The 21,001-nt window shown below is 68.0% G+C and carries 21 protein-coding genes and 1 tRNA gene; 11 read left to right on the forward strand and 11 right to left on the reverse strand.

Features of this window, described 5'->3' with window-relative positions; all coding sequences use genetic code 11:
- Position 1: 1 nt before the first annotated feature.
- Entirely contained in the window at positions 2-238 is a 237-nt protein-coding gene (locus tag P1L40_RS13495) for a DUF3194 domain-containing protein (RefSeq protein WP_284007719.1), read from the forward strand.
- Here the strand turns inward: P1L40_RS13495 and P1L40_RS13500 are convergent.
- Positions 235-537: a DUF8142 family protein gene (locus P1L40_RS13500; RefSeq protein ID WP_284007720.1), complete on the reverse strand. Its 303-nt coding sequence runs from the start codon at positions 535-537 to the stop codon at positions 235-237. The genes P1L40_RS13495 and P1L40_RS13500 overlap by 4 nt on opposite strands.
- A 126-nt stretch (positions 538-663) precedes the next feature.
- Between P1L40_RS13500 and P1L40_RS13505 the strand changes: the two genes are divergently transcribed.
- From P1L40_RS13505 to tuf, 3 genes are all read left to right on the forward strand, one after another.
- Positions 664-1,116 (forward strand): bifunctional nuclease family protein, encoded by a 453-nt coding sequence (locus P1L40_RS13505; protein WP_284007721.1) that lies wholly within the window; start codon positions 664-666, stop codon positions 1,114-1,116.
- A gap of 45 nt (positions 1,117-1,161) precedes the next feature.
- A complete protein-coding gene (locus tag P1L40_RS13510; RefSeq protein WP_284007722.1) occupies positions 1,162-1,818 on the forward strand; it encodes an HAD family hydrolase in 657 nt (218 codons plus the stop codon).
- Between the two features lie 105 nt (positions 1,819-1,923).
- Positions 1,924-3,189 carry a translation elongation factor EF-1 subunit alpha gene (gene tuf, locus P1L40_RS13515; RefSeq protein ID WP_284007723.1) on the forward strand — a complete coding sequence of 422 codons (1,266 nt, stop codon included), beginning with the start codon at positions 1,924-1,926 and terminating at the stop codon, positions 3,187-3,189.
- A gap of 156 nt (positions 3,190-3,345) precedes the next feature.
- Here tuf and P1L40_RS13520 read toward each other — a convergent pair whose 3' ends face one another.
- Positions 3,346-4,890, reverse strand: coding sequence for a (R)-citramalate synthase (locus P1L40_RS13520; RefSeq protein ID WP_284007725.1), 1,545 nt, complete (start codon positions 4,888-4,890; stop codon positions 3,346-3,348).
- Between the two features lie 143 nt (positions 4,891-5,033).
- On the reverse strand, positions 5,034-5,378 hold the full coding sequence (locus tag P1L40_RS13525; protein WP_284007727.1) for a DUF192 domain-containing protein: 345 nt from the start codon (positions 5,376-5,378) through the stop codon (positions 5,034-5,036).
- Positions 5,379-5,488: 110 nt separating this feature from the next.
- Here P1L40_RS13525 and P1L40_RS13530 point away from each other — a divergent pair, with 110 nt between their 5' ends.
- Genes P1L40_RS13530 through P1L40_RS13550 form a run of 5 tightly spaced genes read left to right on the forward strand, consistent with a single transcriptional unit; the run spans position 5,489 to position 11,289 of the window.
- A complete protein-coding gene (locus tag P1L40_RS13530; RefSeq protein ID WP_284007728.1) occupies positions 5,489-7,009 on the forward strand; it encodes a PAS domain S-box protein in 1,521 nt (506 codons plus the stop codon).
- Positions 7,010-7,035: 26 nt separating this feature from the next.
- The gene (locus P1L40_RS13535) at positions 7,036-7,602 is read left to right on the forward strand and encodes a DUF7097 family protein (RefSeq protein WP_284007730.1); all 567 of its coding nucleotides are present in this window, start codon (positions 7,036-7,038) and stop codon (positions 7,600-7,602) included.
- A gap of 51 nt (positions 7,603-7,653) precedes the next feature.
- Positions 7,654-8,739: an ATP-binding protein gene (locus P1L40_RS13540; protein ID WP_284007731.1), complete on the forward strand. Its 1,086-nt coding sequence runs from the start codon at positions 7,654-7,656 to the stop codon at positions 8,737-8,739.
- A gap of 57 nt (positions 8,740-8,796) precedes the next feature.
- Positions 8,797-9,366 carry a GMP synthase subunit A gene (locus P1L40_RS13545; protein ID WP_284007732.1) on the forward strand — a complete coding sequence of 190 codons (570 nt, stop codon included), beginning with the start codon at positions 8,797-8,799 and terminating at the stop codon, positions 9,364-9,366.
- 60 nt (positions 9,367-9,426) lie between these two features.
- Positions 9,427-11,289: a DUF2070 family protein gene (locus P1L40_RS13550; RefSeq protein ID WP_284007734.1), complete on the forward strand. Its 1,863-nt coding sequence runs from the start codon at positions 9,427-9,429 to the stop codon at positions 11,287-11,289.
- Between the two features lie 83 nt (positions 11,290-11,372).
- Here P1L40_RS13550 and P1L40_RS13555 read toward each other — a convergent pair.
- Positions 11,373-11,457: transfer RNA gene (locus P1L40_RS13555), tRNA-Ser, on the reverse strand.
- Positions 11,458-11,553: 96 nt separating this feature from the next.
- Here P1L40_RS13555 and P1L40_RS13560 point away from each other — a divergent pair.
- Entirely contained in the window at positions 11,554-12,501 is a 948-nt protein-coding gene (locus tag P1L40_RS13560) for an AAA family ATPase (RefSeq protein ID WP_284007736.1), read from the forward strand.
- Here P1L40_RS13560 and P1L40_RS13565 read toward each other — a convergent pair.
- Genes P1L40_RS13565 through P1L40_RS13575 form a run of 3 tightly spaced genes read right to left on the reverse strand, consistent with a single transcriptional unit; the run spans position 12,498 to position 15,672 of the window.
- Complete coding sequence (locus P1L40_RS13565; RefSeq protein ID WP_284007737.1) at positions 12,498-12,977, reverse strand: DUF7519 family protein; 480 nt, start codon at positions 12,975-12,977, stop codon at positions 12,498-12,500. The genes P1L40_RS13560 and P1L40_RS13565 overlap by 4 nt on opposite strands.
- Positions 12,974-14,824, reverse strand: coding sequence for a DUF7269 family protein (locus tag P1L40_RS13570; protein WP_284007738.1), 1,851 nt, complete (start codon positions 14,822-14,824; stop codon positions 12,974-12,976). Before P1L40_RS13570 ends, P1L40_RS13565 begins: the two co-directional genes overlap by 4 nt.
- Entirely contained in the window at positions 14,821-15,672 is an 852-nt protein-coding gene (locus tag P1L40_RS13575) for a DUF4129 domain-containing protein (protein ID WP_284007740.1), read from the reverse strand. Before P1L40_RS13575 ends, P1L40_RS13570 begins: the two co-directional genes overlap by 4 nt.
- Before the next feature lie 89 nt (positions 15,673-15,761).
- Here P1L40_RS13575 and P1L40_RS13580 point away from each other — a divergent pair, with 89 nt between their 5' ends.
- Positions 15,762-16,481, forward strand: a complete 720-nt coding sequence (locus tag P1L40_RS13580; protein ID WP_284007742.1) for a DICT sensory domain-containing protein — start codon at positions 15,762-15,764, stop codon at positions 16,479-16,481.
- A 19-nt stretch (positions 16,482-16,500) separates the two neighbouring features.
- Here P1L40_RS13580 and P1L40_RS13585 read toward each other — a convergent pair whose 3' ends face one another.
- From P1L40_RS13585 to P1L40_RS13600, 4 genes are all read right to left on the reverse strand, one after another.
- Positions 16,501-17,286: an N-acyl homoserine lactonase family protein gene (locus tag P1L40_RS13585; protein WP_284007744.1), complete on the reverse strand. Its 786-nt coding sequence runs from the start codon at positions 17,284-17,286 to the stop codon at positions 16,501-16,503.
- A 74-nt stretch (positions 17,287-17,360) separates the two neighbouring features.
- Positions 17,361-18,515, reverse strand: a complete 1,155-nt coding sequence (locus tag P1L40_RS13590; protein ID WP_284007746.1) for an acyl-CoA dehydrogenase family protein — start codon at positions 18,513-18,515, stop codon at positions 17,361-17,363.
- A 102-nt stretch (positions 18,516-18,617) separates the two neighbouring features.
- Positions 18,618-20,273, reverse strand: a complete 1,656-nt coding sequence (locus tag P1L40_RS13595; RefSeq protein WP_284007748.1) for a long-chain fatty acid--CoA ligase — start codon at positions 20,271-20,273, stop codon at positions 18,618-18,620.
- Between the two features lie 56 nt (positions 20,274-20,329).
- Positions 20,330-20,932, reverse strand: a complete 603-nt coding sequence (locus P1L40_RS13600; RefSeq protein WP_284007749.1) for a chemotaxis protein CheC — start codon at positions 20,930-20,932, stop codon at positions 20,330-20,332.
- Positions 20,933-21,001 lie beyond the last annotated feature (69 nt).

The raw sequence follows: 21,001 nt of genomic DNA on the forward strand, positions 1-21,001 counted from the left end.
GATGCCGACAGACGACGAAGTCGTCGAGACGGCCGCCAAAGCGGCCGAAGATGTCGTCTTCTCGCGGTTCGACATCGGCGAAATCGAGGACATCGACGTGACCGTCACGTTCGAGGACGGCGTCCTCGACGTGGCTGTCTACGTCAACGCACCGGACGCCCGACTCGACGAGGGACGGGTCGCCGACGACGCCGCGCTCGCCGCGCGTGCGGCCGTCGACGACCTGTTCGGGGATTAGTTCTGCGGGCGTTCCTCGCCGGTTCGCTCGCTCGCGAACCCGGTCCGGAACGCGATCCAGGCGAGCACGCTGACGAACAGGATCGGCGGGAGGATCATAAAGCCCCACAGCGGGTCCAGCCCCCAGCCGAGCAACAACACGAGGTCGAACAGCCCCAGCGCGAGAAACGGCGCCACGTACTTGGCCGCGCGCCGGCGGTCGACACCCGTCTCGTCCTGCTCGTCGTCGTCCTGCAAGAGGTCGGCGGTCGTGCGGGCGTGCCCTTCGGCCCCCGTCCCGCGTCCGGCGGCGTCGTCCATACACCGGCCTTGGACGGCGACGGGCAAAAGTACCGTGTTCGACGGTCGAACGACCACCGCCGCCCGGGAGTGTGGCCCTCGGTAGCAAGGTATACATTTTCATAGCTCCGCCCACAACTTCGAGGTATGGAACACGAGGCCACGGTCGAGGGCGTCGGTGTCGGCGTCGACGACGAGGGGACGGGGACGCCGGTCGTCCTCCTCCGTGCGCGTGGAGAGATCGTCCCGATCTTCGTCAGCTCCGACCAGGCGCAGTCGATGCAGCTGGCGATCGACGGCGAACCGTTCGAACGCCCGCTGACCCACGACCTGCTGGTCGAGATGGTCGCGGAGTTCGGCGGTGCGATCGATCGCGTCCGGATCGACGACCTGGCCGACGGGACCTTCTACGCGAAGATCGACGCCGAGCAGTACACCGAGGACCGCCGGCGTGACGTGGTGTTCGACGCCCGGCCCTCCGACAGCATCGCCGTCGCGTTGCGGGTCGACTGTCCGATCGTCGTCTCCGACGAGGTCGTCGACCAGGCGGGGCGATCGCCCGAGCAGTTCGAACCAGAGGACGACGACCCCGGCTTCTGACCGAGAGCGAAACGTTTCTGTCGGCCGGCCTCCCACCCACTCTCGATGAGCTACGAGTCGGTCATCTTCGACAACGACGGTGTCTTGCTGACGCTGACGAGCATGGACACCCACCAGGCGGGGACCCGGCGGGCCTTCGAGCGTGTCGGCGTCGTCGACCCCGAGCCCGACCACCTCGAAGCGATGCGGATCGGTGTCACGCCCGATCGGCTCGACGCGGTCTGTCGCCACTACGACCTCGATCCCGACCGGTTCTGGACGGCCCGCGACGGCGCGATCTCCGAGGCACAGCGCGCGGCGATCCGTGCGGGCGAGAAACGCCCCTACGGCGATATCAGGGCGCTGGACCGACTCGACGGGCCGCTGGGCGTGGTCTCCTCGAACCAGCAGGCGACCGTCGACTTCGCGTTCGATCACTTCGATCTGGACCGGCATTTCGAGACTGTCCGCGCTCGCCCGCCGACGGTCGAGAGCATCCATCGCAAGAAACCACGCCCCTACTACATCGAGCAGGCGCTGGCCGATCTCGGCGTGACCGACGCGCTGTACGTCGGCGACAGCGAGTCAGATATCGAGGCGGCCCGGCGGGCGGGCATCGACTCGGCGTTCGTCCGCCGGCCCCACACCGTCGACACCGACCTCTCGGTGACGCCCACGTACGATGTCGACGGACTGGAGACGGTCGTCGACCTCGCGGACTGACGCGGTCGACCCCGATTCTGACCGAGCAGCGAGCCACGTTTTATTGTTGACGGAAGTGAACTATCACTTTGCGGCACCTCGCTCCACCCCGAGCGAGTGAGACACATGAGTGAGAAACCACACCAGAACCTGGCCATCATCGGCCACGTCGACCACGGCAAGAGCACGCTCGTCGGGCGTCTGCTCTTCGAAACCGGGTCGGTACCCGAACACGTCATCGAGCAGTACCGCGAGGAAGCCGAGGAGAAGGGCAAGGGCGGCTTCGAGTTCGCCTACGTCATGGACAACCTCGCCGAGGAACGCGAGCGGGGGCTGACCATCGACATCGCCCACCAGGAGTTCGACACCGACGAGTACTACTTCACCATCGTCGACACGCCGGGCCACCGGGACTTCGTGAAGAACATGATCACGGGCGCGAGTCAGGCCGACCACGCGGTCCTGGTCGTCGCCGCCGACGACGGCGTCCAGCCACAGACCCGCGAACACGTCTTCCTCTCGCGGACGCTGGGCATCGAGGAGCTGATCGTCGCGGTCAACAAGATGGATCTCGTCGACTACGACGAGGACCGGTTCCGCGAGGTCGTCGAGGAGGTCAAGGGCCTGCTGAAGCAGGTCCGCTTTGCCGTCGACGACGCGTCGTTCCTCCCCATCTCGGCGTTCGAGGGCGACAACGTCGCCGACCACTCCGAGAACACACCCTGGTACGACGGGCAGACGCTGCTGGAGACGCTGAACAGTCTGCCCGAACCAGAGCCACCGACCGACGCGCCGCTCCGCCTCCCGATCCAGGACGTGTACACCATCTCCGGCATCGGGACGGTCCCGGTCGGTCGCGTCGAGACGGGAACGCTAAACACGGGGGACACCGTCTCGTTCCAGCCCTCGGATGTCGCCGGCGAGGTCAAGACCATCGAGATGCACCACGAGGAGGTCCCGCGGGCCGAGCCCGGCGACAACGTCGGGTTCAACGTCCGCGGGATCGGCAAGAACGACATCCGCCGCGGCGACGTGTGTGGCCCGGCCGACGATCCGCCCTCGGTCGCCGAGACGTTCCAGGCCCAACTCGTCGTGATGCAACACCCCTCGGTCATCACCGCCGGCTACACGCCGGTGTTCCACGCCCACACGGCCCAGGTCGCCTGCACGATCGAATCGCTGGACCAGAAGCTCGATCCAGCGTCGGGCGAGGTCGCCGAAGAGAACCCCGACTTCATCGAGAACGGCGACGCCGCGGTCGTCACCGTCCGCCCGCAGAAACCGCTGAGTATCGAACCGGCCTCGGAGATCCCGGAACTCGGCTCGTTCGCTGTCCGGGACATGGGCCAGACCATCGCGGCCGGGAAGGTCCTCAGCGTCACCGAGCGCTAAGCAGTTGCCGACGGCCGGGCGATCCGTCGGGATCGCTCAGTCGTCGGCGACGATCACCGTTCTGTTGCCGAAGGGCAGGCGATCCGTCTGGATCGCTCAGTCGTCGGCGACGATCACCGTTCTGTTGCCGAGGGCCGGGCGATCCGTCTGGATCGCTCAGTCGTCGGCAACGATCCGCTCGTCGTCGTCGGCGACGAGCCGGTCCATCGCGTCGACCATCGCCCGCACCGACGCGCGGGTGATGTCCGAGTCGCTGGCCGAGACGCGGACGTGGTTGTCGCCGCGCGACATCTCGATCTCGACGGTGACGACGGCGTCGGTCCCGCCGGTGATCGCGTCGACGTGGTAGTCCTCCAGGGTCGCGTCGGCGGCGTGAGAGAGCGCCGTCTCGGCGGCGTTCATGGCGGCGTCGACCGGGCCGGACCCGACGGAGGCCTCCTTGCGCTCCTCGCCGTCGACCGAGAGCCGGACGCTCGCGGTCGGGGTGTCCGAACCGGAGACGGCCGTCAGCCCGAGCAACTCGACGCGGCGGTCCTGCTCCTGGCCGGTCACGTCGTCGGCGATGGTCAGCAGGTCGGCGTCGGTGACCCGCTTGCCGCGGTCGCCGATCTCCTTGACGCGGGAGACGATCTCCGCGAGCTGGTCGTCGGTCACTTCCACGTCGTGTTCGTCCAGCGCGGCCTCGACGCCGGCGCGGCCGGCGTGTTTCCCGAGCGCGAGGCGGCGCTCGCGGCCCACCTTCTCCGGCGGGTACGGTTCGTACATCGCGTCGTCTTTGAGCGTGCCGTCGGTGTGGATGCCGCTCTCGTGGGTGAAGGCGTTCTGGCCGACGACGGCCTTGTTCGGTGCCAGCGGGATGCCGGTCCGGTTGGCGATCAGGTCCGCCAGGTCGTAGGCCTCGGTCAGGTCCATCGTCTCGACGCCGTAGCCGTGGTCCAGCGCGATGGCGACCTCCTCTAAGGCGACGTTGCCGGCCCGCTCGCCGATGCCGTTGATCGTGCCGTGGACCAGATCGGCGCCGGCGGCCACGGAGACCAGCGCGTTCATCACGGCCAGCCCGAGGTCGTCGTGGGTGTGAGCGCTGACCGGGCCCAGGTCGGCGAGCCGGTCGACACACTCCAGTGCGCGGTCGGGGGTCGCGTGTCCCACCGTATCCGCCCAGCAGATACGGTCGGCGCCGGCCTCCAGGGACGACCCGAGTAGCTCTTCGAGGTAGTCCAGGTCGGCACGGGAGCCGTCCTCGCCGATGACCTCGACCCAGAGGCCGTGGTCTTTGGCGTACTCGACGAGGTCCATCGTCGCGGCGACGTTCTCCTCGCGTGAGGTCCCGACCTTCTGCTCGACGTGTCTGTCGCTGGCGGGGACGACGAGGTTGATCCCGTCGACGCCACACTCCAGGGCGAGGTCGATGTCGTTCTGGATGCCACGGCAGAAACTCGTCACCGTCGCGTCGAGGTCGAGTTCGGCGACCCGCGAGATGGTCTCGCGCTCGCCGGGACCGGTGCAGGCGCTGCCGGCCTCGATCACGTCGATCTCGGCGTCGTCGAGCTTGCGGGCGATACGGGCCTTGTCGTCGGGCGTCAGGGAGACGCCGGGGGCCTGCTCGCCGTCGCGCAGGGTCGTGTCCAGGAACTGTACCTCACCGACATCTGTGAGGGCACGCGTCGCTGGGTGCCCTCCGAACAATGGGTTCTGACTCACAGAAAATCCTCTTCCATCACACAGCGGGACGAATTTCTCGGCCAGCCGCCTTGCGGCGACTTCCTCTATCCTCCGTCGGGTGTTCCGACATAGTGATGAGTACTCTAACCTTCATGGTCTAAAAGGTGGCGGATGCGGAGCGGTCACTCGACGACGACGGTGTCGCCCTCGCTGACGCCGTTGGCCGCCCCTGCAGGCAGTTCGAGCACCGTATCCGCGCTCGCCCAGCCGACCGAGCGCCAGGGGTGCATCGTCTTCGTGGCCTGGACCTCCCCGTCGGCCAGCCAGACCACGTCAAGCGGAAACGCGACGAACAGCATGTGGATGAACCGACGGCCGACCCCGTCGAAGGGAAACACCAGCGCGTAGTCGTCGGGGATCGACCGCCGGAACATCAGCCCGCGTGACTGTTCGAGGGCCGATTCGGCCCGGTCGACCTCCGTCGCAAGCGTTCGGGCGACCCCCTCGGGCTCGTGGACGACGCGCATTGTCGAGCCCAGGGCAGAGAGACAGATAGCTGTTGTGTCCGCCGGGGCGCGTTCCTATCCGGTGGGAACTCGCGCTCGGCTTCATACTCGGGGACGGTGTGATCCCATCCATGGACGGAGGCGCCAGGTCGGTTCGGACAGCGATGGTTCGGTCGGTCGACCGGCTCACGGACCGTAAGTGGCGCATCGTCGGGGCCGCGGTGTTGCTCGTGCCCGCGCTCGTCGTCGGGGCCGTGACGGCGATCAGGCTCGGCGGTCGGTCGACACCTACCGGGGGACAGGTCGTCGCTGGCGCGGCACTGCTCTGTCTTGTCGTCCCACTGGTCGCGGGTGCCCACCGGCTCCTCGCGAGTGAGCGGGGGGCAGACGCGGTCCGACGGCTCGTCGCCTGGTCGCTGGCCGGATCGCTCCCGATCACCGCGCTGGCACTCGTCGTCGTCGCCTACCAGCGCGCACACGGCGTCGCGCTGGCCGACCCGTATCTCGTCACCGCCTGGGTGGCCGGCACCGGCGCGGTCGGCGGGCTGTTGACCGGTGTCTACGATGTCCGTCGCGCGACCGAGCGCCGCCGAAGCGAGCGGTCCCGGAACCGGCTCGAAGCGATCTTCGAGACATCCCCGGTGGCGCTGGTCGCTATCGACGATGGTGGGACGGTCCAGGCGTGGTCCAGCGGTGCGGAGCGGTTGTTCGGCTGGTCGGCGGCGGAGGTCCGGGGCCGCCAGTACCCGCTCGTCCCCGAGGACCGAACCGACGAGTTCCAGCGGCACAAGGCCTGGGTCGACGCGGGGAACGTCATCGAGGGCGTCGAGACGAAACGTCAGCGAAAGGACGGGGCGCTGGTCGACGTGAGCGTCTGGTCGGCACCGATTACCGACGCCGTCGACGATTCGGTCTCCGGACACATGGTCGCGCTCGCGGATGTCACCGACCGCCGACAGCGCGAGCAGCAACTGGCCGTCCTCGAACGGGTCCTGCGTCACGACATCCGAAACACGGTCAACGTCATCGAGGGCAACGGTGCGGCCCTCACGGAGCAACTCGACGGGGAACTCGGGAGGGCAGCCACCCGTATCGTCGACCGCGCCCGACGGCTCGGCCGCCTCGGTGAGAAGGCCCGGGAAGTCACCGATGTCCTGCGCTCTTCCTCGCCCGACCGGACCGTCGACGCGGTCTCGGTGCTCGATCGGGAACGGCGACGCCTCGCGGCGGAGCATCCCGACTGCCAGTTCGTCGTCGATACCCCGGAGATCGCTCCAGTCGCGGGCGACGAGCGGCTCGCGATCGCCGTCCGCGAGGTACTTGAGAACGCCGTCGAACACGGCTACCACCAGACGCCGGAGGACATCGAACCGGCGGTGCGCGTCCGGATCGGCGTCGAGTCGGACCACGTCGTCCTCGCCGTCGCGGACACGGGTCCCGGTATCCCGGAACGGGAGCGACGGCCGCTGAGCGAGGGAACGGAGACGGCGCTCCAGCACGGGAGCGGTATCGGGCTCTGGGCGGTCTTCTGGCTCGTCAGGAGCCTCGGGGGCGAGGTCACGATCGCCGACCGCGAACCACAGGGCGCGGTCGTGACGATGCAACTCCCACGAGCAAGCGCGCAGCGACACGGGCCGGCCAGCACAGATTGAATAGCGTCCGACCCACAGACAGCGGCATGGAGAAGGCACCGGGCGGCACGAGTGTCGGTGTCGACGACCCCTACGACCACGTCGACCGCTGTGACTTCGTCACCGACGAGGGCAAGTGTCGGTGGGCGCGTGAACACGGTCACCACGACCCCGCGTTCGCGAACGCCCGCAGTGCCGAGGACTTTCGGTGTCCGGCCGCAGTGGGTCCCGACAGCGAGAGGTCCGGGGATGCCGAGTGGGAGTGGGCCGACTGTCCGCACTTCCGGTGTCGACAGCACGACCGCGAGTGTGTCCGCTGTGGACTGGCCGAGCGGCGGATGGCCCACTCCGAGGAGCGGCCGCTGCTGGAGGAACACCACCTCTCCTACAGGGACGCTACGGGGGCGGATCTCGACCACGAGATCACGGTCTACCTCTGCCGGTGGTGTCACGCGAAAGTCCACCAGTCTTGGGCGCGGATCGACGACGAAGCCGGGCCGGACCCCGAGGCGCTGGCCGAACGCGAGGGCCGCCGCTCGAAGGAGCAGTCGGAACTGGGCTTCGAGTCCGCGGCCGACCGGTACGGGGACGACAGCGACAGTTATCAATCGTGAAACTCGAAGGGGGCGGCTCTAAGTAGCCCCACGTGGTACGCACGGACACTCGTGAAGACCCCGACGGTGTCGAAAGGGACACTCGGGACAGGCTATCTGGTCGCCATCGGCGTGACGCTGACGCTCGCGCTGCTTGGCCACGCGGCGTCTGTCCTCGCCGTTGGACCCTCGGGTCTGCTGGTCGTCGCGACCGGGCTCGTCCCCGCCCTGTCGCTCGCGGCGGCGAACTACTGGCTGCCCCGCAGCGGTCTGGAGGGCGAGCAGATCTGGACGGTCGCCGAGTGGGGCGGACTCGGGGTCGCGCTCCTGACGCTCGTCAACCTCGGTATCCTGGTCGTCGGTGCGCCTTCCACGGCGCTGGTGCCCGCGTTGCTGGCGAGCAGCGTCGCCATGGGCGGGTTCGTCGGGATTCTGGTCGGGGCGTTGCTCGAACTCCGGCGAGCGCGCCGGCGGCTCTGTCAGAGCAACGCCGTCCTCAACCGCGTCCTCAGGCACAACATGCGAAACGACTTCAACGTCGTGCTCGGCCACCTGAGCGTTCTGGAGGACCAGACGACCGGTGACGCCGCCGAGCGCGTCGACCGGATGGCGACGACGATCGACCGGATGATCTCGACCGCCGAGAAGGCACGCCAGGTCGACGCCGCCGTCGCCGCCGACCGCGACTCACAGGCACCGATGGACCTCGTGCCGCTCATCGAGGACCGGGTCGCGGCGATCGAGCAGGACCGACCCGCCGTGACAGTCGACGTGACGCTCCCGGAGACGGCCGTCGCCTACGCCGACTGGCAGTTCGAGACGGTCCTGGACAACCTCCTGGAGAACGCCGTGGTCCACGCGGAGAGCGACCCGTGGATCGGCGTTACCGCCGAACGGGTCGGGGACTGTGTCCACGTCCACGTCCAGGACGACTGTCCACCGATCGAGCAGCGGGAACTGACGGCGTTTTCCGCGACCAACGAGACGCAACTGGATCACGCAAGCGGCGTGGGACTGTGGCTCGTTACCTGGGTGATCGAGAGCTACGACGGCTCGGTGTGGGTCGACCGAGTCACGGACGGCAACGTCGTCACCCTCGAACTGCGGGCCGCGACACCACTTGACCGCTTCTCGCAAACAGTCCAGAACCAGCTTTGAGCCCGGGAGCACTCGGTTCCAAGACATATATACGGCCCCGCGGCGTCGTGGCCAGTAATGACCCGTATCGCAGTCATCGACAACCACGGCCAGTTCACCCACCTGGAGCAGCGCGCGCTCCGGGACATGGGCGTCGACGTGGAACTCGTCGACAACACGACCCCGCCCGCGGAGATCGACGCCGACGGCCTCGTCCTCTCGGGCGGCCCGGACATGGACGACATCGGTAACTGCCCGGAGTACCTCGATCTGGACGTTCCGGTCCTGGGTATCTGTCTCGGGATGCAACTGATCGCGGCGGAACTGGGCGGCCGTGTCGGCAGCGGCGAGTACGGCGGCTACGCCGACGTGACCGTCGAGATTCTGGACGAGGACGATCCGCTGATCGGTTCGCTGTACCCCGAGACGCGGGTCTGGGCCAGCCACGCCGACGAGGTCAAGGCGGTCCCCGACGGCTTCGAACGGACCGCGACCTCCGATGTCTGTGGCGTCGAGGCGATGAGCGACACCGACGCGGACATCTACGGCGTCCAGTGGCACCCCGAGGTCGCACACACTGAAGAGGGCGAAGCAGTCTTCGAGAACTTCCTGTCGGTCTGTGAGCGCAACGCGGCGCCGCGACAGTAGCCGACAGGAGGCGGTCGCGAGTGGATAGCTTTAGTACGGTCGGTGGAGTGTGATATATAAATGACGGCGACACAGGGCAACCTGGCGAGTCTCTCCCGGTTCATCTTCCGGGCGCCCAACTGGTACTCCAGTCTCGTCTTCGCGCTGTGTATCGCTGCGATCACCGGCGTCGCCGCCTTCGACTCGCGGTTCGTGCTGGACGACGCCTGGCAGGGCGTGTTCTTCATCGGTATCCCGACCGCCGTCGCTGGCGCGGTGACACCGTGGGTCGACAAGCAACTCGGCGGCCAACTGACACACAACCACGCGTCGCTGCTGGCGCTCGTCTGTGAGGTCATCACCATCGCCATCCTCACCGTCGCCGGCGCGGTCGTCCTGCTGATCCCACAGTTGGGCCAGAACTTCGTCTTCGACGCACTCATCGTCGCGCTGGCCTCGATCTTCGCCTTCCGCATCTTGATCATGATGGCGATTTCCCGGCACTCGCTGCTCCGGGCGATCGTGCCGGCCAGCGTCCAGACGGTGACGGCGGCGGTCCTGCTGGCGATCTACAGCGGGACGACCGCCTTCATCCTCGAAGACCCGATGCTCCAGGAGGTACTGGCTCGCGCCGAGAAGGCGCCCCCGGAGATCCAGGGGTTCATCCCGGCCGACTTCGTCGTGCTCGCGGTCATCTGTGCCATCTACGGGCTAGCGGTCTGGCTGTTCCTGGTCGCGATCGACCAGCCCTGGCGCCGGTCGCTGGGCGTCTCGGCGCTTGACTTCCTCCGGGGGTTCGTCGGCCACATCGCCGAGGGGACCCGCGAACTGGAGGAGTTCTTCGAGGAGATCGGCGAGGAGGCGATCGTCCCGGTGACGGTGCTGTCGGTCAGACGCCCCGACGGGACGGAGAAAGCGCGGTTCGTCCTCCCGATGATCCACCCCGGGCCGATGGGCGAGATCGGCGGCGGGAATCTGCCAAAACGGGTGGCAACCGACGCCGAGGGGCTCGCGTTCCCGCCACACGCCACCGCCGGCCACGACTTCAACCTCGTCACCGAACGGGAAGTCGATACGATCCTCTCGGCGGCAGAAGACGCCTACGAGGGGATCGAGTACGACACCGAGGCGACGGTCGGCGAGCGACTCACCGAGGGGGAGGCGACCCTGACCGGCCAGTCGTTCGGCGACGACGCGCTGATCGTCACCACGTACGCGCCCGGCTGTGCAGACGACGTGGACTACGCCGTTGGACTCTCGGCGATGTCCGAAGCCCGAACGGGCGCGATCGAGGACGTGCTCCTGGTCGACGCCCACAACTGCAACGACGGCCTGGAGGGCGAGGACCTGGGCCACGTCGTTCCGGGCAGCCAGCGCTCGTTCGACATGATCCAGGGCGCGGGCCGGCTCGGGGACGTGCTGGGCGACAGCGAACGGGGGGCCCTCCGCTGTGGCGTCGCCTGGGACGAGACGCCCTGGGAGCCCGAGGACGGGATCGGCCCGCTGGGGATCCGCGTCTGTGTCTTCGAGGTCGGCGACCACCGGACCGCCTACGTGCTCGTCGACGGCAACAACATGGAACCGGGGCTCCGGGACGACGTGATCGACGCTATCGACGGGGTCGACGTAGTCGAGGTGATGACAAGTGACACGCACATCGTCAACACCGTCGAGGCCGAGAACCAGGTCGGACAGGCGATCCCCGAGACGGAACTGTCGACACTGATCGCCGACCTCGTCAACCGAGCCATCGAGGACTTAGAACCCGTCGAGGCCGGGATGGCAAGCGAGCGCGCCGCGGTCACGGTCTTCGGGAACGATCGGACCGAGACGCTCGCCTCGACGGCCAACGCGATGGTCTCGCTGGGCGGGGCGCTAGCCGCGGCGTTCATCCTCGCGGTGATGGCCGTCAGCATCCTCGTGTTCATCGCGGCCGGGCTGTGATCTGTCGCCCGAGCGAGTCTCGACAGTCGCAGAGGTGGCTCGGCGGCGATATCACGCTCTCACCGAAGTCGGTCGCGGAGAAACGCCGAGGAGGAGATTTGAACTCCTGAGTCCGTGAGGACAGTTGCTCTCGAAGCAACCGCCTTGGCCAGGCTAGGCTACCTCGGCTCACCCGAGTATTCCGGTGGTTTCACTTTAGGGGTTTCGATTCGGTCGCCGTCATGTTCTCGACACACATTTACCGCACGCGTGACAGGGACGACCATGGACGTTACTGACGCCAGTGAGCTGTCGAGCCGACTCCTGGACGAGGTCGGGAGCGCAGTCATCGCCGACCGTGGCTTCTTCGAGACTGTCCTCCTCGGCGTCGTCTCGAAGGGGCACGTCCTCCTGGAGGACGTTCCCGGGACCGGCAAGACGCTGACCGCCCGCAGTATGGCCACTGCCCTCGGCCTGTCCTTCTCCCGCGTACAGTTCACCCCCGACCTCCTGCCCGCCGACATCACCGGCACGCACGTGTTCAACGAGCAGACCCGCGAGTTCGAGTTCACCCGCGGGCCGATCTTCGCCAACGTCGTCCTGGCCGACGAGATCAACCGCGCACCGCCGAAAACCCAGTCGGCGATGCTCGAAGCGATGGAGGAGGGCCAGGTCACCGTCGACGGCGACACCTACGACCTCCCGCAGCCGTTCTTCGTGCTGGCGACCCAGAACCCGGTCGACATGGAGGGGACCTTCGAACTCCCCGAAGCCCAGGTCGACCGCTTCCTCGCGAAGACCGCTATCGGCTACCCCGAAAGCGACGGCGAGGTCGAACTCCTCCGCCGGCGGGCCGGCCGCGACACACAGAGTCCGACGGTCGAACCGGTGCTCGACCCCCAACAGGTCGAGGAACTGCGCGCGGTCCCCGAGACCGTCCAGGTCGACGACGACCTGCTGACCTACATGGCCGACATCGCCCGCGCGACCCGCGAGGACTACCGCGTCGAGGTCGGCGTCTCGCCGCGTGGGACCCAGCGCCTCTTCGAGGCCGCTCGCGCGATGGCGGTCATCACCGGCCGCGAGTTCGTCGCGCCCGACGATATCAAGCGGGTCGCACAGCCGGTGCTCGCCCACCGGCTCGTGTTGACCCCCGACGCCCGCGTCGAGAACGTCGACAAGGCCAGCATCGTCGAGAACGTCCTCGGCGAGGTTCCCGTCCCGACGGTCTAATCGCTCAGCCCGGCGACCGCGAGCACCGACCCGATCAACAGAAGTCCGGTCGTTACCGGCCCGACGGTCGGGACGGTGAGTGCCAGTCCGGCGAGCGAGAGCGCACCCACGGTCAGCGCCGCGAGGAGCGTTCCGCCGGCGACTCGGACCAGTTCCGCGTTGTGCGTGATCGCGTCGTCGGCCATCGACTCGGCGAGGTCGACGGCGTACTGCCCGAAGTCCCACGCCAGCAGCGCCGCCGCCACGGCCAGTACGAGGACGATCGCCCCCGCAGCAGTGAGCCCCGCGAGGACGACCCCCGCACACTGCAGGACCGTCCCGAGGGTGACGAGGCGTCGTCTGGTATCGAGGACGCCGGCGGCGAGCACGAGCGCGCCGAGAAGGGCCACGCGTCCGCCCGCCGTCGCCGCCAGGACGGCCGTCGCGACGAGCGCGGCCACGAGCGACGCCACCCCGACCAGCCGTGGCCGTCTCACCGGGACCACTCCCGTGCGCGCTCGAAGGCCGCGGCCAGCGGTTCCCCGTGGTGCCAGTCGACGACGGGGATGCCCTCCCGGCGGAGTTCGCTGATCCGGAACAGCCGATCGGCCGCCGCGACGGTCCCGTCGGCCGTCGGGGCGACACCGGGGTCCGGGCTGACGACGGTGACCGCGTGGCCGTACGCCGCGAGGTACCGGAGGATCCGCCGGATATCGTCGTCGACCAGCGGCGAGCAGCAGACGACCTGTGCGCTGGCGGGCAGCTCCCGCCGGAGCCACCGCAGCGTCGGGCCCGGGTAGAACTCGCCGTCGGGCGGCGAGGGTCGGAAGACGGGGTCCGCGGCCAGCGTCGTCTCCAGGCGGTTCTTGTGCGTCGGGCCGCCGCTGGGACCGATGAACAGCCGGTCCGGCGAGAGCGCCGCCAGCCCGACCCGGTCCTCGGCGTCGAGCCGGGACTCGATGACGCTCCGGGCCGCGATCACCGACCGGTCGACCGTCGCGTCGAGTTCCGGCGCGGCGGGCGCCTCGTAGGCTCCGGGTCGCGCGTCGACGAGGACGACGACGGTCGCGGCCTGTTCCTCGCGAAACTCCAGGGTCGACAGCTCGCGGGTCCCGGCGTAGCGGTTCCAGTCGATGCGCGAGAGCGGATCGCCAGGTCGGTACTCACGGGTCGCGTAGAAGGCGATCCCGTCCCCGCCCTGGTCGGCGTCGATCCGGCCGCGGTGTCGCGTCGTCTGTGACTGGACCGGTGCGTCGGCTTCGATCGCCGGGAGCGAGACCGACAGCGCAGTGACGCCGGTGACGCTCGCGTCGGCGACCGTGGCCGTCGCGCCGACGGCGTCCGTCGCGACCACTGTCGGCGCGGCGAACTCGTGGTCACCCCTGGTCGCTCGCACGGTGTACTCGACGGTCGCGGTCCGCTCGGGGCGCAGCGCCGTCGCCAGCTGTGGCGTGCCGTCGGTGACCGCAAGCGTGTCCGGGACGCCGTCGGCGATCCGGCAGTCGGTCAGGGTCCGGTCGCCGTCGTTGCGGACGGTCAGCGTCACGGTCACCTCGTCGCCGTGGGTGGGGGCCGTCTCGGAGACGGCCCGGTCGACAGTCACGGATGGGTCCGGCGTCGACGCCCCGGCCCGGACGGCCAGTGCGACCACGGCCGCCGCGCCTGCGAGCACGAGCGCCGGTCGCTTCCCGACGATACCGACGCCGACGAGGCCGAGCGGGACCGTGTAGAAGCCGGCCCAGCGCCCGGTCTCGACGACCCCGTTTGCGGGCGTGGTGGCACGTTCGGCGGGCGCCTCGTCGACGGCGTCGATACCCAGCACGGACCGGAGTTCCGCCGCCACTCGTTCGACCCGGTACCGGTAGCGACTCCGGCCGGTGGTCCGTGCCGCGATCCGGTCGCGGTACTGTCGAGTGCGCTCGACGGCGTCGGCAAACAGGGCCGCCGCGGTCGGGTCGTCGGTCCAGTTCCCCTCGTGGATCGCGGTCTCGGCCCCCGCCTCGTCCCGTTCCCGGCTCCGAACGAGCGCTCGCTGGAGCAGCGCCTGCAGGTCGTCGGCGACCCGGTAGTCCCGGGTCAGCGTCGAGGCCGCTCCGGCGCCGTCGGTGGCCGGCTCCGGCGGCGACACGTCACGCACGCCCCGGTCGGGGAGCCGCGGAGTCCGCTGTGGGGTCGCGTACCGCCGATACCCCGCGTAGACCGCGAGCCCGGCGGCGAGCAGCCCGACGAAGACGACGAACCCGCGCTCGATCGTCACGCCGCTGGTCCCGCCCGCTGCGACCCCGAAGCCGGCGAGGATCAGGCAGACGCCCGCTCCGAGTGAGAGCCGGCGGAGGAGCGTCACGACGACCTCCCGTAGGACTGCTCGATGTTCCGGAGTGCGGTCTCCGCGCGCTCTTCGCGACGGTCGGTCGCCGGCGAATCACTGTACCGGACCGTCTCGAACAGCTCCGTCAGCGTCGACACGTCGTCGTCCTCGAGCCCGGCGTCGACGGCCTCGGCCGCGAACTCGCGGGGGGTACAGCTCGCCTCGTCGTCGACATCGAGAATCCCGGTCATCTCGTTCCAGGCCCGGTAGACGGCGTTGTCCAGACTCTCGTCGGCTGCCAGGCGGTCCGCGGCCCGACCCGCGGCGTCGGCGAGCTCGGTCGCGTCCTCCGTCTCGGCGTCGCCGGCGTCCGGTTCGGTGTCGTCCTCGGTCTCGACCCACGTCTCGTTCCCGGTCACGCGTCGGAGCAACACGCCGGCGAGGACGACCAGAGCGAGCGCGCCGACAAGCCCGAGCAGCCACGGCGATCCGGCCGCCGCTGCCGCGCCGGAGGTGGCCTCGGTGAGGCTCGTCTCCGGGTTGGCCGGGAGAGCACCGCCCGCCGTCTCCGGGTTGAACCCGATGAGCAGGACGACGACGAACAGCGCGACGGACGTTAGCGCCGCAAGCACCAGGTCGTCGGTTCCGTACTGTCGAAGCCCGTAGGCAAGCGTGAGCACCAGAATCGCGATGGTGATCGCGAGCAGCGTCGGTCCGGCCTCCGGCGTCTCGGTACCGGCGTTGCTCGCCCCGAGGGTGGTGCTCCCGTCCCCGCTTGTGCCCGCAGCCTCGCTCCGGGCCGGCGCGTCGAGCGCCGACGCACCGACGACCAACGCCAGGAGGACCAGTCCAGTAACGAGTGTGATTGACAGGCGGCGTGACACGACAGGCTGTTGCGGTGCTGGTCGTGTTAAGATTACGCACTCCCGTCGGGACAACACCTAACCTGATCCATCCCGTCCCTCTACGAGAGATGTCGCTCTCGGAGCTCATCGCTGGGGTCGAGGACTACGAGCAGACGCTGACGGTGTTCAACGCCGCGGAGTCCGTCGTCGCGGACCTCCGCGAGCAGTTCGCCGACCGGAACGTCACCGTCCGGGCCGAACGGACCGAGAGCGGTCGGCCAGGGGAGTTCGTCACGCTCAGCGACGACGGCGAGGTGGTGACGGCCACGGGACTGGCGTCGTTTCGCGACTCCGTCGCCGGCCCCGAGATGTCGCTGTCGGAAGCGTCCTACCGCCCGATCCTGGACAACCTCGACGAGACGATGTTCACCTCGTGGTCGATCTCGCAACTGGTCGCGGCCTCCCGAGAGATCGAGGACCGCGCCGCCCGCGTCGGCGGCGGGACGCTCCACGCGGGGTTCCAGACCGTCTCGACGCTGAAAGGCGAACTGGACCTCTACGAACACCTCGGCGAACGCGGCGTGGACGTACACGCCTACGCCGTCCCGGACGAGGAGTCACCGTCCCACAGCGAGTTCACGCTCCACGTCGACCGCGGGTCGGAGATCGCCGAGTCGTGGTTCGTCGTCTTCGACGGGGACGGCGACGACGAACAGAAGTGCGCCCTGCTCGCCGAAGAGCGCGAACCACGCGCGTTCTACGGGTTCTGGACCTACGATCCGGGGACCGTCGACTACATCATCGACCATCTGGAGTCGACGTACTGGCTGGCCGAATCACAGCGTTAATGTCGGGACGGCACCCCGCTCAGGCCAGCGACTCGAACACCGAGAGGTCGTGGCCCAACAGTACGTCGGCCCCGGTCTCGCGCTGGATGTTCCGACACCGTTCGAGGCTCTCCTTCCAGGCGGCGTTGCTCCAGAGGAGACTCGTCGCCATCGACTGCCCGGCGTAGTTGGCTTCGACGTAGGCCTCGTCGCCGACGACGAGCAGGGGGGTGTCGGACCGGTCGATCAGCGCGCCCATGAGTCCGGGGGTGTGGCCGGGGAGGTGGAGCAGTTCGACGCCGTCGGCGAGGTGGTAGCTGTCGCCGTGGACGACCTGCCAGTTCAGGTCGTGGTCGAAGTCGCTGGCGAGGTAGGCGATCGATCCCTCCGCCGTGTTCGCGCTGAAGTACGCGAAGGGGAGTTCCTCGCGGTGGACGTAGATCGGCACGTCCGTACCGGCGAACTCCGCGAGGCCGCCGGCGTGGTCCAGGTGGAGGTGGCTCATCACCACGGCGTCGATGTCGGCAAACTCGTAGCCGGCCGCGCCGAGGTCGTCCGCGAGGTGGTGCTCGTCGGCGTCGACGTGGGCGAACGCCTCGTACAGCGGTTCGGGCCAGTAGCCGTCGCCGGCCTCGGGGTGGGAGCCGGTGTCCCAGAGGACGGTCATCTCTGGCGTCTCGATCACCAGGTTCCAGACGGCGTACGTCTCGTACTCGTGGGCGGGGTCGCGGTTCGAGGCCGTCGCGACGCTGGTGCCGTCGACGACGAAGTTCCGGTCGGCCATGACACGCCCGCGGTCGAGGAAGGTGACTGCAACGTCTGCCATACGTGGTGTACGACAGCCGACAAGATAAGCGGTCGCCCAAACAGGTCGGGTGTCGATCCGGCCCGGACGGGGGGTTACTGGGGGGCCTGCCGGTAGATGAGGTTGCGCTGGATGTCGTTTGCACCCTCGTAGATGACCGGGATGCGCACGTCGCGGTAGACACGGGAGATGCGGTTCTCGGTCAGCACCGAGCGCCCGCCGTGGAGTTGCATCCCGCGTTCGGCACAGTCCATCGCCGCCTCGGTCGCGGAGGTCTTCGCCAGCGCGGCCCAGTAGCCGGCGTTCTCGTCGTTCGCGACCCGCTCGGCCGCGTCCCAGGTGAGCGAGCGAGCGGTCTGGAAGTCCAGGTGCATGTCCGCGAGTTTGTGCTGGACGGCCTGGAACTCGTCGACGGTCCGGCCGAAGGCTTCGCGGTCGTGGACGAACTCCCAGGCTTCCTCGATGGCGGCCGCCGCGAGACCGATGCCGTGGCCGCCGACGATGACGCGGCCGTGGTTGAAGAAGTCCGCGAGCATGTAGAAACCGGCGCCCTCGACGCCGACGAGGTTCTCCTCGGGGATGCGACAGTCGTCCAGCACGATGTGGCCCTGTTTCGACGCCCGGAAGCCCATCTTCTCGGGGATGTGCTCGGCGTGGTAACCCGGCGCGTCCGTCGGGACGATGAACATCGAGTAGTTGCCGTAGCGGTTGTTCTCGTCGTCGCCGGTCTTCGCGTAGAGGGTGAGCCAGTCGGCTTCGACGGCGTTACCGACCCAGTACTTCTCGCCGTTGATGACCCACTCGTCGCCGTCTTTCTCGGCGGCGGTGGTCATCCCGGCCAGGTCGCTGCCGGTCTCTGGTTCGGAGACGGCCAGGCCCGTGATCTGGTCGTTGTTCGCGACCGGCTCCAGGAACTCCTCTTTCTGCCAGTCGGCGCCGTGTTCCTCGACGATCTCGGCGCCGAAACTCGCCAACTGAAGCGTCAGCGCGATGCCGGCGTCGGCCTTGTAGAACTCCTCGGCGATCGCGAGCACCTGCTGGAGGTCGAACCCTTTGCCGCCCCACTCCTCGCCGAGATCCTGGGCGACCAGGCCGGCGTCCATCCCGGCTTCGAGGATCTCCCAGGGGTACTCCCCGGACGCGTAGTAGTCGGCCGCGTTGGGCTCGATGTGTTCGGCTGCGAACTCGCGGGCCTCCTGTTTGACCTCGCGGGCGTGTTCCGGGACCGGATAGTCGGACAGTAGCTCCATAGCCCCACACATGCACGGTGTCATCATATACCTCGTGGAACTAGCGGAAACACCTCGACAGTTGTTTCTATCTGCTACTCGGGGCGTGTACCTCCGTGGGAACTACCGCTCGGGGGCGGCGTCCTCGGGCACACGGCCCTCGACGAGCGACTCGTCGCCGTACTCCGCGCGCAGCGCCTGTTTGTTGAACTTCCCGGTCGCGGTCTTTGGAACCTCGTCGATGACGACGACGCTGTCGGGCACCCACCACTTCGGGTACGAGGCCAGGATATGCTCGCGGAGACCGGCTTCGAGCGTCCCGGTGTCGGCGTCTTCGGTCGGGACCACGAGCGCGAGCGGCCGTTCCTGCCAGCGCTCGTGGGGCACGCCGATGACGGCCGCCTCGGCGACGGCCTCGTGGGCCATCAGTTCGTTCTCCAGTTCGACCGACGAGATCCACTCCCCGCCGCTCTTGATCACGTCTTTCGCGCGGTCGACGATCTTGATGTAGCCGTCTCCGTCGACCGTGACGACATCGCCGGTCTTGAGATAGCCGTCGACGAACTCCGCCTCGGTCGCCTCGGGGCGGGCGAAGTACTCCGTCGTCACCCAGGGGCCACGGACGTGTAACTCCCCGAACGCCTCGCCGTCGTGTGGCACCGCTTCGCCCGCGTCGTCGACGACGCGAAACTCCAGTCCCGGGACGATCAGTCCCTGTTTGGTCCGCTTGTCCAGTCGCGTCTCGTAGTCGGCGTCTTCGAGGTCTGCCTTGACGTGGGCGACCGTGCCGACCGGTGCCGTCTCCGTCATCCCCCAGGCGTGGATCAGTTCCACGTCGTGGTCGTCGAAAAAGCGGATCATCGCTTCGGGCGCGGCGCTGCCGCCGACGACCAACCGATCGAGCGAGGAGAGGTCCACGTCGTTGTCCTCGACGTACTCCATCAGGCCAAGCCACACCGTCGGGACCCCCGCGGTGAGGGTGACCCCCTCGTCCTCGATGAGCGCCGCCAGATCGGCCGGCTCGGGCTGTGGACCGGGGTAGACGTGTTTGGCACCCCCTGCCGTCGTCGAGAACGGGAGCCCCCAGGCGTTGACGTGGAACATCGGAACCACCGGCATCACGACATCGTCGTCCGCGACCGGGATGCCCTGGGGCGTCTGGAGCGCCATAGTGTGTGACCACAGCATCTGCTGGGTGTACTCGACGCCTTTCGGTTTGCCCGTCGTCCCCGACGTATAGCAGAGCCCGGCCGGCCGCTCCTCGTCGAGGGTCGGCCAGTCGTAGGTCGTCGAGTGACCCTCGATGAACGACTCGTAGGCCACCGCGTCCAGCTCCGTCTCGGGGACCTGCCCGCCCATCACGACGTACCGGTCGACGGACGCGAACGACTCGGGGTCGTCGGCGACGGCCCCCTCGACTTTCGGCAGGAACGACTGATCGACGAATATCGTCCGGTCGGCGGCGTTCTCGACGATGTACTGGATATGCTTGTCCGGTAACAACGGGTTGATGGTGTGGAGCTGTGCCCCCATCCCCGGCACGCCGAAGTACGTCTCGAAGTGACGGTGGTGGTTCCAGCAGACGGTCCCGATACGCTCGCCGTCACCGTAACCGGCGGCGTCGAGCGCGTTCGCGAGCTGTGCCGTCCGGTCGGCGTACTCGCTGTAGTCGGAGCGAACGATTCCTTCGTGGGTACGAGAGACGATCTCGGTGTCGGGATACAGTGTCTCGGCACGCCACGCGAACGGCTGTAGGGTCTGGTCGGTCCCACCTGGCATGCCACTACACTGGGGCCGCCCACACAAGAAACCCTACCCGATTAATGATGACGGACTCAGACTTCGATCTGTTGCATCAGGTCGACCAGTTCTTCGAGTCGCGGGAACGTGTAGACCTTGACGTTGATGTTCGACTCCAGGGCGTGGACCCGCGAGTCGAACATCAGCGCCATCTCGTTGTCCCGGTCGCCGACGAGCTGATCGATCATACCGCTGCCGGGGCCGAAGGTGAAGTTCGGCGTCGAGATGTCGATGGTCGTATCCAACACGTTCGCCCAGCCGTCGATGAAGCCCGATGTCATGATGTTGCCGATCTCCTGGATCGCCGACCGCTCCATGTCGGTGAAGCCGCTGGCATTGGGGTCGGTCTCGCCCATGTCGCCGATCATCCCGTGGGCGAGTTCCTTGGCGCTCTGGGCGTTGAACAGAAAGAGGATGTGCCCGTGGGGCTGTTCGATCATCTCGATACTGATCCCGATCTGTTTCTGATCGCCGACGTGTGTCTTGATGTCCGGGACATCGATGAAGTTGATCTTCGTGATCTCCATCTCCGTCTCCATCCCGGTCATCTGGCTCAGGTGGTTCGCGACCGTGTTTCCGCCCTCTTTTGCCATCTTGTTGAACAACCCGAGCTTCCGGATATCTATCATCAGACTCATGACTGGGACAGCTACTGGCCCAGTGTTGCTGGCCCTCCCACATAAGCTATGCACCCCGATTTTCGCAGG

Source organism: Haloarcula pelagica, from assembly GCF_030127105.1.
Lineage (GTDB): Archaea > Halobacteriota > Halobacteria > Halobacteriales > Haloarculaceae > Haloarcula > Haloarcula pelagica.

Coding starts and splice junctions, on each gene's coding strand:
- P1L40_RS13495 (WP_284007719.1), top strand. CDS start 2: ATGCCGACAGACGACGAAGTCGTCGAGACGGCCGCCAAAGCGGCCGAA.
- P1L40_RS13500 (WP_284007720.1), bottom strand. CDS start 537: ATGGACGACGCCGCCGGACGCGGGACGGGGGCCGAAGGGCACGCCCGC.
- P1L40_RS13505 (WP_284007721.1), top strand. CDS start 664: ATGGAACACGAGGCCACGGTCGAGGGCGTCGGTGTCGGCGTCGACGAC.
- P1L40_RS13510 (WP_284007722.1), top strand. CDS start 1,162: ATGAGCTACGAGTCGGTCATCTTCGACAACGACGGTGTCTTGCTGACG.
- tuf (WP_284007723.1), top strand. CDS start 1,924: ATGAGTGAGAAACCACACCAGAACCTGGCCATCATCGGCCACGTCGAC.
- P1L40_RS13525 (WP_284007727.1), bottom strand. CDS start 5,378: ATGCGCGTCGTCCACGAGCCCGAGGGGGTCGCCCGAACGCTTGCGACG.
- P1L40_RS13530 (WP_284007728.1), top strand. CDS start 5,489: ATGGACGGAGGCGCCAGGTCGGTTCGGACAGCGATGGTTCGGTCGGTC.
- P1L40_RS13535 (WP_284007730.1), top strand. CDS start 7,036: ATGGAGAAGGCACCGGGCGGCACGAGTGTCGGTGTCGACGACCCCTAC.
- P1L40_RS13545 (WP_284007732.1), top strand. CDS start 8,797: ATGACCCGTATCGCAGTCATCGACAACCACGGCCAGTTCACCCACCTG.
- P1L40_RS13550 (WP_284007734.1), top strand. CDS start 9,427: ATGACGGCGACACAGGGCAACCTGGCGAGTCTCTCCCGGTTCATCTTC.
- P1L40_RS13560 (WP_284007736.1), top strand. CDS start 11,554: ATGGACGTTACTGACGCCAGTGAGCTGTCGAGCCGACTCCTGGACGAG.
- P1L40_RS13580 (WP_284007742.1), top strand. CDS start 15,762: ATGTCGCTCTCGGAGCTCATCGCTGGGGTCGAGGACTACGAGCAGACG.
- P1L40_RS13585 (WP_284007744.1), bottom strand. CDS start 17,286: ATGGCAGACGTTGCAGTCACCTTCCTCGACCGCGGGCGTGTCATGGCC.
- P1L40_RS13590 (WP_284007746.1), bottom strand. CDS start 18,515: ATGGAGCTACTGTCCGACTATCCGGTCCCGGAACACGCCCGCGAGGTC.
- P1L40_RS13595 (WP_284007748.1), bottom strand. CDS start 20,273: ATGCCAGGTGGGACCGACCAGACCCTACAGCCGTTCGCGTGGCGTGCC.
- P1L40_RS13600 (WP_284007749.1), bottom strand. CDS start 20,932: ATGAGTCTGATGATAGATATCCGGAAGCTCGGGTTGTTCAACAAGATG.